The sequence below is a fragment of the Bacillus sp. BB51/4 genome, assembly GCF_008368845.1.
GTDB lineage: Bacteria > Bacillota > Bacilli > Bacillales > Bacillaceae_G > Bacillus_A > Bacillus_A wiedmannii.
Window position 1 is genome coordinate 230,549 of sequence record NZ_QOSC01000008.1, and the last position, 13,022, is coordinate 243,570.

Consider the following 13,022-nt stretch of genomic DNA (forward strand, 5'->3'; position numbering starts at 1 on the left):
AGGAGGAAATTCAAATGACTAAAATTGGTATTAATGGATTTGGACGTATCGGACGTAACGTATTCCGCGCAGCTCTTAACAACTCTGAGGTAGAAGTAGTAGCAATCAACGACTTAACAGATGCTAAAACATTAGCTCACCTTTTAAAATATGACACAGTTCACGGAACTTTAAATGCAGAAGTATCTGCTAACGAAAACAGCATCGTTGTTAACGGTAAAGAAATTAAAGTTATCGCTGAGCGTGACCCAGCTCAACTACCATGGAGCGACTACGGAGTAGAAGTAGTAGTAGAATCTACTGGTCGTTTCACTAAAAAATCAGACGCTGAAAAACACTTAGGTGGATCAGTTAAGAAAGTTATCATCTCAGCTCCAGCTTCTGACGAAGATATCACTGTAGTTATGGGTGTTAACCACGAACAATACGATGCAGCTAACCACAACGTAGTATCTAACGCTTCTTGTACTACAAACTGTCTAGCTCCATTCGCTAAAGTATTAAACGAAAAATTCGGCGTAAAACGCGGAATGATGACAACAATTCACTCTTACACTAACGACCAACAAATCTTAGACTTACCACACAAAGATTTACGTCGTGCTCGTGCAGCAGCTGAAAACATGATCCCAACATCTACTGGTGCAGCTAAAGCTGTAGCATTAGTATTACCAGAACTTAAAGGTAAATTAAACGGTGGCGCTGTACGTGTTCCAACTGCTAACGTTTCTCTTGTTGACTTAGTTGTTGAACTTGACAAAGAAGTAACAGTTGAAGAAGTAAACGCAGCATTCAAAGCAGCTTCTGAAGGCGAATTAAAAGGTATCCTTGGATACAGCGAAGAGCCATTAGTATCTATCGACTATAACGGATGTACAGCTTCTTCTACAATCGATGCATTATCTACAATGGTAATGGAAGGTAACATGGTTAAAGTACTTTCTTGGTACGATAACGAAACTGGTTACTCTAACCGCGTAGTAGACCTAGCAGCATACATGACTTCTAAAGGTCTTTAATTCTTAATTATATAAGTAATCAATGACAAAACGAGGGAGAGGGTTTGTTCCCTCTCTCTCTTCTTTCGTTTTAAAAGCAAATGTGTTAAGCTTTTGAGTGGGTTTTGTCAATCCTAACTAGTAGTCGGAGGGAAATCCAATGAACAAAAAATCAATTCGTGACGTAGATTTAAAAGGTAAGCGTGTATTTTGCCGCGTTGATTTCAACGTACCTATGAAAGAAGGCAAAATTACAGATGAAACTCGTATCCGTGCAGCTCTTCCTACAATTCAATATTTAGTAGAGCAAGGTGCGAAAGTTATTTTAGCAAGTCACTTAGGCCGTCCAAAAGGTCAAGCAGTAGAAGAATTACGTCTTACTCCAGTAGCAGCACGTTTAGGCGAGCTTCTTGGTAAAGATGTTAAAAAAGCAGACGAAGCATTCGGACCAGTTGCACAAGAAATGGTTGCAGCAATGAACGAAGGCGACGTATTAGTTCTTGAAAACGTACGTTTCTATGCGGGCGAAGAAAAGAACGATGCAGAACTTGCGAAAGAATTTGCAGCTCTTGCTGATATCTTCGTAAACGATGCATTCGGTGCAGCTCACCGTGCTCACGCTTCTACAGCAGGTATCGCAGACTACCTACCAGCAGTATCTGGATTATTAATGGAAAAAGAGTTAGATGTACTTGGAAAAGCACTTTCTAACCCAGAACGTCCATTCACAGCTATCATCGGTGGTGCGAAAGTAAAAGATAAAATCGGTGTAATTCGTCATCTATTAGACAAAGTAGATAACTTAATCATCGGTGGCGGACTTGCTTACACATTCGTTAAAGCTTTAGGTCATGAAATTGGTCTATCTCTATGTGAAGACGACAAGATCGAACTAGCTAAAGAATTTATGCAACTTGCAAAAGAAAAAGGCGTAAACTTCTACATGCCAGTTGATGTTGTAATCACAGAGGAATTCTCTGAAACTGCAACAACTCAAATCGTAGGTATCGACTCTATCCCTTCTACTTGGGAAGGCGTGGACATCGGTCCTAAAACACGTGAAATTTATGCAGATGTAATTAAAAATTCTAAGCTTGTTGTATGGAATGGACCAATGGGTGTATTCGAAATGACTCCATTCGCAGAAGGTACAAAAGCAGTAGGACAAGCATTAGCAGATGCAGAAGATACATACTCTGTTATCGGCGGTGGTGACTCTGCAGCAGCTGTTGAAAAATTCGGTATGGCTGATAAAATGAGCCACATTTCTACTGGCGGCGGTGCGTCATTAGAATTCATGGAAGGCAAAGAGCTTCCAGGTGTAGTTTGTCTTAACGACAAATAAGTAGCAGCCAAAGAAAAAGGACGGTGCAAAGCATGCGTAAACCAATTATCGCAGGTAACTGGAAAATGAATAAAACTCTATCTGAAGCAGTTAGCTTCGTAGAGGAAGTTAAAGGTCAAATCCCAGCAGCTTCAGCTGTTGATGCAGTAGTTTGCTCTCCAGCTCTATTTTTAGAGCGTTTAGTAGCTAAGGCTGAAGGAACTGATTTACAAGTAGGTGCACAAAACATGCACTTCGAAAAAAATGGTGCATTCACTGGCGAAATTAGCCCAGTAGCACTTAGCGACTTAAAAGTAGGCTACGTAGTACTTGGCCACTCTGAGCGTCGTGAAATGTTTGCTGAAACAGATGAGTCAGTAAACAAAAAGACTCTTGCAGCATTTGAACATGGTTTAACACCAATCGTATGTTGTGGTGAGACTTTAGAAGAGCGCGAAAGCGGAAAAACATTTGATCTAGTAGCAGGTCAAGTGACAAAAGCACTTGCAGGTTTAACAGAAGAGCAAGTTAAAGCAACTGTTATCGCTTATGAGCCAATCTGGGCTATCGGTACAGGTAAATCTTCTTCTTCTGCAGATGCAAACGAAGTATGTGCGCACATCCGTAAAGTTGTTGCAGAAGCTGTTTCTACAGAAGCTGCAGAAGCTGTTCGTATTCAATACGGCGGTAGCGTAAAACCAGAAAACATTAAAGAGTATATGGCACAATCTGACATCGACGGCGCTTTAGTTGGCGGTGCTAGCTTAGAGCCTGCTTCGTTCTTAGGTCTTCTGGGGGCGGTAAAATGAGAAAGCCAACAGCTTTAATCATTCTTGATGGTTTCGGACTACGTGAAGAAACTCATGGGAATGCTGTAGCACAAGCTAAGAAACCTAATTTTGATGGTTACTGGAACAAATTCCCTCACACAACGCTTACAGCTTGTGGTGAGGAAGTAGGTCTTCCAGAAGGTCAAATGGGTAACTCTGAGGTTGGTCACTTAAATATCGGTGCTGGCCGCATCGTATATCAAAGCTTAACACGCGTAAACGTTGCAATTCGTGAAGGTGAGTTCGATCAGAACGAAACTTTCCAAAATGCAATTAAAAGCGTAAAAGAAAAAGGTACTGCTCTTCATTTATTCGGTTTACTTTCTGATGGTGGTGTGCACAGTCACATGAACCATATGTTTGCTCTTCTTCGCTTAGCAGCAAAAGAAGGCGTGGAGAAAGTTTATATCCATGCATTCTTAGACGGCCGCGATGTTGGACCACAAACAGCAAAAGGTTATATCGATGCAACAAATGAAGTAATTAAAGAAACAGGAGTAGGACAATTCGCGACTATCTCTGGTCGTTATTACTCTATGGACCGTGACAAGCGTTGGGATCGCGTAGAAAAATGTTACAGTGCTATGGTAAATGGTGAAGGCCCTACTTATAAATCAGCAGAAGAGTGTGTAGAAGACTCTTATGCGAACGGTATCTATGATGAATTCGTATTGCCGTCTGTAATTGTTAACGAAGATAACACGCCAGTTGCAACAATCAATGATGATGATGCAGTTATCTTCTATAACTTCCGTCCAGACCGTGCAATTCAAATTGCTCGTGTATTTACAAACGAAGATTTCCGTGAGTTCGATCGTGGTGAAAAAGTACCTCACATTCCTGAATTCGTTTGTATGACACACTTCAGTGAAACTGTAGATGGTTACGTGGCATTCAAGCCAATGAATCTTGATAATACTTTAGGTGAAGTTGTTGCGCAAGCGGGATTAAAGCAACTTCGCATCGCGGAAACTGAAAAGTATCCGCACGTTACATTCTTCTTTAGCGGTGGTCGTGAGGCTGAATTCCCAGGAGAAGAGCGTATCTTAATTAACTCACCGAAGGTTGCAACGTATGACTTGAAACCTGAAATGAGCATTTACGAAGTAACGGACGCTTTAGTAAATGAAATTGAAAATGATAAACATGATGTTATCATTCTTAACTTTGCGAACTGTGATATGGTTGGCCATTCTGGGATGATGGAACCAACAATTAAAGCAGTAGAAGCAACTGACGAATGTTTAGGAAAAGTTGTAGAAGCGATTCTTGCAAAAGATGGTGTAGCACTTATTACTGCTGACCATGGTAATGCTGATCAGGAGTTAACTGCTGATGGTGGACCAATGACAGCTCATACAACTAACCCGGTTCCTTTCATCGTTACAAAAAATGATGTAGAGCTTCGTGAAGGTGGTATTTTAGGAGATATCGCTCCAACAATGCTTACGCTTTTAAATGTGGAACAACCGAAAGAAATGACAGGTAAAACAATTATTAAATAATTTGCTTATATAAAAAGGAGAGAATTTATTATGTCAACAATTATTGATGTTTATGCTCGCGAAGTCCTTGACTCTCGTGGTAACCCAACTGTAGAAGTAGAAGTTTACACAGAAAGCGGCGCTTTCGGACGCGCTATCGTACCAAGTGGTGCATCTACTGGTGAGCACGAAGCAGTAGAATTACGTGACGGTGACAAATCTCGTTACCTTGGTAAAGGTGTTTTAAATGCAGTAAACAACGTTAACGAAGCAATCGCTCCAGAAATCGTTGGTTTCGACGTAACTGACCAAGCTGGTATCGACCGTGCTATGATCGAATTAGATGGCACTCCAAACAAAGGTAAACTAGGCGCTAACGCTATCCTTGGTGTATCTATGGCAGTAGCTCACGCAGCAGCTGACTTCGTAGGTCTTCCATTATACCGTTACCTTGGTGGATTCAATGCAAAACAATTACCAACTCCAATGATGAACATCATCAACGGTGGTTCTCACGCTGATAACAACGTAGACTTCCAAGAGTTCATGATCTTACCAGTTGGTGCTCCAACATTCAAAGAATCAATCCGTATGGGTGCTGAAGTATTCCATGCACTTAAAGCTGTATTACATGACAAAGGTCTTAACACTGCAGTAGGTGACGAAGGTGGATTCGCTCCAAACCTTGGTTCTAACCGTGAAGCATTAGAAGTAATCATCGAAGCTATCGAAAAAGCTGGTTACAAAGCTGGCGAGAACGTATTCTTAGGAATGGACGTTGCTTCTTCTGAGTTCTACAACAAAGAAACTGGTAAATATGACCTTGCAGGCGAAGGCCGTACTGGCTTAACTTCTGCAGAAATGGTTGATTTCTACGAAGAGCTTTGCAAAGACTTCCCAATCATCTCTATCGAAGATGGTTTAGACGAAAACGACTGGGATGGTCACAAATTATTAACTGATCGTATCGGTGATAAAGTACAATTAGTTGGTGACGACTTATTCGTAACTAACACTCAAAAACTTGCTGAAGGTATCGAAAAAGGTATCTCTAACTCAATCTTAATTAAAGTTAACCAAATCGGTACTTTAACTGAGACTTTCGAAGCTATCGAAATGGCTAAACGTGCTGGTTACACAGCAGTTGTATCTCACCGTTCTGGTGAAACTGAAGATGCTACAATCGCTGACATCGCAGTTGCAACTAACGCTGGCCAAATCAAAACTGGTTCTATGAGCCGTACTGACCGTATTGCTAAGTACAACCAATTATTACGCATCGAAGACGAACTAGGCGAAATCGCTGTTTACGATGGTGTAAAATCTTTCTATAACATCAAACGATAATTGTAGAAAATAACGACAGACCGTGAGAAATCACGGTCTGTTTTTTTATGCTTAAAATTGCTCACCCGTCATAAGTGACATGAAATGTTTAAAGAAACGGTTATAATCAAAATCAATTGCAATTTGATGATTCGGCCAATCAGTAAATGGTTTAGATTCTCCTAAAGAGCGAAATTCTCCAATGCTTGCTCCTTGTGCATAGGATTCCGTCATGACAACGATAGGTGATTTGTGATACGTAAACATAGACTTATCAAGTAAAGCGAGTATTGGCATTGTGTCATGGAATGGGCTCCCCTCTAAATGCGGTAAGGCGTCTTTATAATAGCCGTAGTAATAATGATCGAATAACGGTTTGACGAGTGGGGCTTTTCCTTTTGCTTCAATGTATTCAGCCATTTCTGGTGTAATGATGGAATACTGAGTGACGTTTAATGGATAGATGTACATGTTAGGTGAGGATTGAAGGACTATATTAGCGGCAGTAGGATCGCCATAAAAGTTCGCTTCGGAAATAGGGGTCACATTACCAGGATGTAAAAAGGCGCCGCCCATTACGTAGTAAGATTTAATTTGCTTCATGAGCTGTTTGCATAAGATGAATAAAATTGCTAGGGAGGTAAGTCTTCCTAAACTAACAATGATTAATTCATCTTTATACTGTTCAATAAGAGGAATGACTTCGAAAAAATTCTCCATTTCTCCGTTAGTCACATGTCCCTTTGGAATAATTGGCCCGAGCCCTTGTTTCCCGTGTACTTCCGTAAAAAAAGCAGGAGGGGCGCCAGTAAGTGGGCGTTCTGATCCACCAAATATCTTGATATTTCTATCCTTTGCTTCGCTCTTAAGAAAATGAGCGTTTTGTACGGCCATTTCTTTTGGAACATTGCCGTAATCAGCAACAATGCCGACGATTTCTATTTCATCGATAAAGAATGCTAAGAGGAGAGCCATCGTATCATCAATCCCAGGATCACAAAAAATAAGAACTTTTTTGGGCATATGTTCACCACCTATCTTGTTTATCCCGTAAAAGTCCGATTGTGGGGATGAAGAAAACCACCACTAATGAAAGTTTCACTTTATATATATGTAAGCTTAAGGATAAAAAGATTATTTTATTGAAATAACAACGTTGTAAATTCAGAAAATAAAAACTTTTTATATTAGGTCAAGGTTTTTGACTTAATTTTCGTTTAGAAATGCAGTCATATCAAGGGTGTAAGCGTATAACATAGGCTATTTTTGCTGTCAAGTTGATAAATTGCAGCTTTTTACAATTTATACTATGATAAAGATATTAAGAGAAGATCGTATAAACATGAGGGATGATGAACATGAAATTTACAAAGATTCTTGTCCAAATTGCTGCTCTTTACGTCTTTTATATGGTTGGAACTTGGGTACAAGAAGTGTTAAATATTCCGATTCCAGGAAGTTTGATTGGAATGTTTCTCTTACTTGTTTTACTTAGCCTAAAAGTCCTTCCAGTGAAATGGTTCGATTTAGGAGCAGAAACACTCGTTGCTATTATGCCGTTTTTATTAATTCCGCCAACGCTTGGCCTAATGAATTACGGTGCTTTTTTTATGAGTAAAGGAATTTCTCTTTTCATTACAATTGTAGCGAGTACATTTTTAATTATTATTGTCGCAGGACATACAGGACAATATCTTGCGAATAGAAAGGAAAGAGAGTCGCGATGAGCCAAATATTAATCGGAATCGGTTGGGTTCTTTTTACGGTGCTATTATACCAATTATCTAAAAAAATCTATAAATTATTTCCAACACCATTCACCATTCCAATGCTTGTAGCAACAGGATTAATGGCTTTCTTATTTATCATGCTTGATATACCATATCAACATTATATGGAAAGCGGTGGTGGCTGGATTGCAAAACTGCTCGGACCCGGTGTTGTAGCATTTGCAATTCCTCTTTATAAACAACGTCACGTTCTGCAAAAATATGTTGTACCGATTGCTGGTGGCGTATTAGTAGGGACAACAGTTGCAATCGCAAGTGATTTTGCCATTGCATCACTTATGGGAACAGATAAAAGCTTAATTTTATCTTCTTTACCAAAATCGGTGACAATGCCAGTTGCGATGAGTGTTTCAGAGCAAGTTGGTGGTGTACCGTCATTAACAGCAGCTTTCGTTGTTATCGCAGGTATTACTGGAACGATTACCGGCCCACTTTTATTAAAATGGAGCCGCGTTACAAACTCAGTTGGTAAAGGTATCGGATTTGGATGTGCTTCTCATATTATGGGTGTAATGAGAGCGATGAAAAATAATGAACATGAAGGTGTTATTGGATCGGTAACAATGACATTAACAGCAATTTTGACATGTTTGCTCGGGCCGTTATTTGCAATGATGTTTATGTAATAGAAGAAAAGCGAGAGCGACTCTATAGCTCTCGCTTTTCTATAGAATTTATGCTACAGTTAAAATAACTGAATCTTTGTAGGAGGTACGCCAAGTGCATACGTTATTATCCGTTTTACTTATTATTGTATCGATTTTAATGATTGTTATGGTACTTATGCAGTCTAGTAATAGCTCAGGCCTTTCAGGTGCAATTTCAGGCGGTGCAGAGCAATTATTTGGTAAGCAAAAAGCACGTGGAATTGAAGCGGTATTAAACCGTATTACAATTGTTTTAGCTGTTCTATTCTTCGTATTAACAATTGCTGTTACGTACTTAAATTTATAGAATTGAAAGAAGAAGCGTTAGTAAGATGTACTAATGGTTCTTCTTTTTTTATTTTGCCATTTGAAAGATGTTTCTAATTAGATTATAGAAATATAAATATGGTACACTAGATATAGAAAGAATACGACTAGATTACAGAAGAGAAAGAGGAGAAGTACATGATGAAATTAGCATCTCCGAAACCATTTACATTTGAGGGTGGAGACCGCGCTGTTTTATTACTACATGGTTTCACAGGAAACTCAGCTGATGTACGTATGTTAGGGCGTTTCTTAGAGAAGAAAGGCTACACTTGTCATGCGCCAATTTTTAAAGGGCACGGTGTACCACCAGAAGAGCTTGTTCATACAGGTCCTGAAGATTGGTGGCAAGACGTAATGGAAGCATATCAGCTTTTAAAAGATAAAGGCTTTGAGAAAATTGCTGTTGCTGGATTATCACTTGGCGGCGTATTTTCTTTAAAATTAGGTTATACAGTACCGGTTTTAGGTGTAGTACCAATGTGTGCACCAATGTATATTAAGAGTGAAGAAACGATGTACCAAGGTATATTGGCATATGCCCGCGAATATAAAAAACGTGAGCAAAAATCACCAGAGCAAATTGAACAAGAAATGTTGGAATTCCAAAAGACACCGATGAATACATTAAAAGCACTACAAGAGCTAATTGCTGACGTACGTAACAATGTGGATATGATTTATGCCCCAACATTTGTTGTACAAGCGCGTCATGATGAAATGATTAATACAGATAGTGCTAACATTATTTATAACGGTGTAGAATCTACGTTAAAAGACATTAAATGGTATGAAGACTCTACGCATGTCATTACACTTGATAAGCAACGTGACGAGCTACATGAGGATGTATATAACTTCTTGGAGCAACTAGATTGGTAAGATCTAGTTGCCTCTTTTTTTCATAAGGAATTTTTTGTGAAAACTGTAAAAATCATTAGGGGAGTATTAAAGTTTCGCTTTATACATCCCCAGTCTTTCGGATACACTAAATAATATAAGGGTTTAAAGGAGGTATTTCTGCTTGGAAGAAATCATACAAGAAAATATTGATAAGTTGTTATTATTTATGAGAGAAGAAGCGTATAAACCGTTAACAATACAAGAGTTAGAAGAGGCATTTGGAATTGAAGGTTCTGAGGGCTTTAAAGATTTTGTAAAGGCACTTGTAACGATGGAAGAGAAGGGACTTGTTATTCGCACGCGTAGTAACCGTTACGGTCTTCCTGAAAAGATGAGTTTAGTACGCGGTAAATTAATTGGACATGCACGTGGCTTTGCATTCGTTGTACCAGAAGAGAAGAAAACCGGAGATGATGATCTTTTCATCCCGCCTACAGAGTTAAACGGTGCACTTCATGGTGATACAGTATTAGCGCGTGTTAGCGCACAATCAAGTGGATCACGCCAAGAAGGTTCAATTGTACGTATTTTAGAGCGCGGCACAAAAGAACTAGTTGGTACATATACAGAATCGAAAAACTTTGGATTTGTTATACCTGACAATAAGCGCTGGACGAGTGATATCTTTATCTTGAAAAGTGCATCAATGGGTGCTGTAGAAGGCCATAAAGTAGTTGTGAAAATTACGAGCTATCCAGAGAATCGTTTAAGTGCAGAAGGTGAAGTTATTCAAATTCTAGGTCATAAAAATGATCCAGGAGTAGATATTTTATCAGTTATCCATAAACATCATCTACCTTTAGCATTCCCTGAAGAAGTGATGGAGCATGCAAACAGTGTACCAGAAACGATTTCAGAAGAAGATTTAAAAGATCGCCGTGACCTGCGTGACCAAATGATTGTAACAATTGACGGTGCAGATGCGAAAGATTTAGATGACGCTGTTACAGTAACGAAGCTCGAGAACGGTAACTACAAGCTTGGCGTTCATATTGCGGATGTAAGTCATTACGTTCAAGAAGGTTCTCCAATTGATGTAGAAGCAGCGGAAAGAGCAACGAGTGTATATCTTGTTGACCGTGTAATTCCGATGATTCCGCATCGTCTATCTAACGGTATTTGTTCGTTAAACCCGAAAGTAGACCGTCTGACGTTATCTTGTGAAATGGAAATCAACAACTTAGGTGATGTTGTAAAGCATGAGATTTTCCAAAGTGTGATTAAAACGACAGAGCGTATGACGTATGCTGACGTAAGAAGCATTTTAGAAGATGAGGACGAAGAGTTAATCAAACGCTATGAGCCGCTAGTACCGATGTTTAAAGAGATGGGTCAATTGGCACAGATTTTACGTGAAAAACGTATGCGCCGTGGTGCAATTGACTTTGACTTTAAAGAAGCGAAAGTATTAGTAGACGAAGAAGGTAAACCGACAGATGTTGTCATGCGTGATCGTTCTGTATCAGAGAAGTTAATTGAAGAATTTATGCTTGTTGCGAACGAAACAGTAGCAGAGCATTTCCACTGGATGAACGTACCATTCATGTACCGTGTTCATGAGGATCCGAAAGAAGATAAGCTGGAACGTTTCTTCGAGTTTGTAACAAACTTCGGATATGCAGTAAAAGGACGTGCGAATGAAATACATCCTCGTGCGCTGCAACAAATTCTTGAAATGGTTCAAGGACAGCCTGAAGAAGTAGTTATTTCAACAGTAATGCTTCGTTCAATGAAGCAAGCGCGTTACGATGCGGATAGCTTAGGGCATTTCGGTTTATCAACTGAGTTCTACACACATTTCACATCACCAATTCGTCGTTACCCAGATACAATCGTTCATAGATTAATTCGTGAATACATCATTAACGGTAAAGTCGACAATGAAACACAAGCGAAATGGCGTGAAAACTTACCTGAAATTGCAGAGCATTCTTCTAATATGGAACGCCGTGCTGTTGAAGCAGAACGTGAAACAGACGAAATGAAAAAAGCAGAGTATATGGTTGATAAAATCGGCGAAGAGTATGATGGTATGATTAGCTCTGTAACAAACTTCGGTTTATTCGTAGAGCTTCCAAATACAATTGAAGGTCTTGTACACGTTAGCTACTTAACGGATGATTACTACCGTTATGACGAGAAACATTTCGCAATGATCGGAGAACGTACAGGTAACGTATTCCGCATCGGAGACGAAATTACAATTCGTGTTATTAACGTAAACAAAGACGAGCGTGCAATCGACTTTGAAATCGTTGGCATGAAAGGTACGCCTCGTCGTAAGTTCAAAGATCGTCCCGTCGTTATCGAACAGCCAAGAACAGGCAGAAAGAAACGCGGTGGACGTAGCGAACGTAGTAATGAGCGCGGTGGCGAGCGCGGCACAGGAAGAAAGTTTGATCGTGGTGGACAAGGAAAAGGAAAAGGATCAGCATCAGCATCAGCATCCACAGCCGCTAGTCAGCCAGGAAAAAAAGATGGTAACGGTAATGGTAAGAAGAAAAAAGGCTTCTTTGAAAATGTACCAGGATTCAAGAAGAAAAAGAAAAAGCGCAAGTAAGAAAAGAGTGGCTTCGCTTTAATGAAAAGCGGGGCCTTTTCTTTTTTATTGGTGGCTTGAGAGCGAGCCACTTTCGCTTTTTAATGGAATCCAGCTACAGTGGCTAGAATGTTCGGCGGCTTCGCTTCTTTCCGAGAGGCAAAGAGCGCCTCAAGGTCAGAAGCTCCATCCACCTCACATTCTGAGCGAGCCACTTTCGCTTTTTTATAACATTTGTTACAATAGTAAAAATAGAGGAGGGACGTTATATGCCAAAAGGTTCAGGTAAGGTTATTGCACAAAATAAAAAAGCATTTCATGATTATTTCATCGAAGAAACATACGAGGCAGGGCTTGTCCTTCAAGGAACTGAAATTAAGTCGATTCGCGCTGGACGCGTGAACTTGAAAGATGCGTTTGCACGTGTACATAATGGTGAAGTATGGGTACATAATATGCATATTAGTACGTACGAGCAAGGGAATCGTTTCAACCACGATCCGCTTCGCACGAGAAAGTTACTTCTTCATAAAAAAGAGATTGAAAAGTTAACGGGTGCTTCAAAAGAAACAGGCTATGCATTAGTTCCAGTTAGAATTTATTTAAAAAATGGATTCGCGAAAATGGCACTTGGTTTAGCAAAAGGTAAAAAGCAATATGATAAGCGTAACGATTTAAAAGAAAAAGAAGCAAAACGTGAAATTGCACGCGCGTTCCGTGATCGTCAAAAGATGTAATACAGATATTTACATTTGTAAAACGACGCGCGTATGTTATAATAACTTATGTAAGATTGTTGCACATTGAAAAATAGCTCTTAGTAGCTATCACGATATTTCTTCGTATGCTCCATT

The 13,022-nt window shown here is 39.6% G+C and carries 12 protein-coding genes; 11 read left to right on the plus strand and 1 reads right to left on the minus strand.

All coding sequences use genetic code 11. The annotated features are described in order from the left end of the window. Positions 1-14 precede the first annotated feature (14 nt). The 5 genes from gap (at position 15) to eno (ending at position 5,983) form a co-directional block, all read left to right on the plus strand. A complete protein-coding gene (gap, locus tag DN392_RS09810; RefSeq protein ID WP_000161237.1) occupies positions 15-1,019 on the plus strand; it encodes a type I glyceraldehyde-3-phosphate dehydrogenase in 1,005 nt (334 codons plus the stop codon). Positions 1,020-1,158: 139 nt separating this feature from the next. Further along, positions 1,159-2,343 (plus strand): phosphoglycerate kinase, encoded by a 1,185-nt coding sequence (locus DN392_RS09815; protein WP_001036333.1) that lies wholly within the window; start codon positions 1,159-1,161, stop codon positions 2,341-2,343. A gap of 32 nt (positions 2,344-2,375) precedes the next feature. Next, on the plus strand, positions 2,376-3,131 hold the full coding sequence (gene tpiA, locus DN392_RS09820; protein WP_001231045.1) for a triose-phosphate isomerase: 756 nt from the start codon (positions 2,376-2,378) through the stop codon (positions 3,129-3,131). Beyond that, entirely contained in the window at positions 3,128-4,657 is a 1,530-nt protein-coding gene (gene gpmI, locus DN392_RS09825) for a 2,3-bisphosphoglycerate-independent phosphoglycerate mutase (RefSeq protein WP_001231145.1), read from the plus strand. Before tpiA ends, gpmI begins: the two co-directional genes overlap by 4 nt. A gap of 30 nt (positions 4,658-4,687) precedes the next feature. Then, the gene (eno, locus tag DN392_RS09830; RefSeq protein ID WP_000103947.1) at positions 4,688-5,983 is read left to right on the plus strand and encodes a phosphopyruvate hydratase; all 1,296 of its coding nucleotides are present in this window, start codon (positions 4,688-4,690) and stop codon (positions 5,981-5,983) included. Positions 5,984-6,034: 51 nt separating this feature from the next. Here the strand turns inward: eno and DN392_RS09835 are convergent, their stop codons facing one another. Further along, entirely contained in the window at positions 6,035-6,985 is a 951-nt protein-coding gene (locus tag DN392_RS09835; RefSeq protein ID WP_061673436.1) for a nucleoside hydrolase, read from the minus strand. A gap of 335 nt (positions 6,986-7,320) precedes the next feature. Between DN392_RS09835 and DN392_RS09840 the strand changes: the two genes are divergently transcribed. The 6 genes from DN392_RS09840 to smpB all read left to right on the plus strand — a co-directional run bounded on the left by DN392_RS09840 (position 7,321) and on the right by smpB (position 12,905). Further along, entirely contained in the window at positions 7,321-7,689 is a 369-nt protein-coding gene (locus DN392_RS09840; protein ID WP_000673225.1) for a CidA/LrgA family holin-like protein, read from the plus strand. Then, positions 7,686-8,378, plus strand: coding sequence for an LrgB family protein (locus DN392_RS09845; RefSeq protein ID WP_000078299.1), 693 nt, complete (start codon positions 7,686-7,688; stop codon positions 8,376-8,378). Before DN392_RS09840 ends, DN392_RS09845 begins: the two co-directional genes overlap by 4 nt. Before the next feature lie 94 nt (positions 8,379-8,472). Next, positions 8,473-8,706, plus strand: a complete 234-nt coding sequence (gene secG / locus DN392_RS09850) for a preprotein translocase subunit SecG (RefSeq protein WP_000557263.1) — start codon at positions 8,473-8,475, stop codon at positions 8,704-8,706. 161 nt (positions 8,707-8,867) lie between these two features. Next, entirely contained in the window at positions 8,868-9,608 is a 741-nt protein-coding gene (gene estA / locus DN392_RS09855; protein ID WP_000761971.1) for a carboxylesterase, read from the plus strand. 142 nt (positions 9,609-9,750) lie between these two features. Further along, positions 9,751-12,189 (plus strand): ribonuclease R, encoded by a 2,439-nt coding sequence (gene rnr, locus DN392_RS09860; RefSeq protein ID WP_064449602.1) that lies wholly within the window; start codon positions 9,751-9,753, stop codon positions 12,187-12,189. A 248-nt stretch (positions 12,190-12,437) separates the two neighbouring features. Further along, a complete protein-coding gene (gene smpB, locus DN392_RS09865; RefSeq protein WP_001123908.1) occupies positions 12,438-12,905 on the plus strand; it encodes an SsrA-binding protein in 468 nt (155 codons plus the stop codon). The last annotated feature ends 117 nt before the right edge of the window (positions 12,906-13,022 follow it).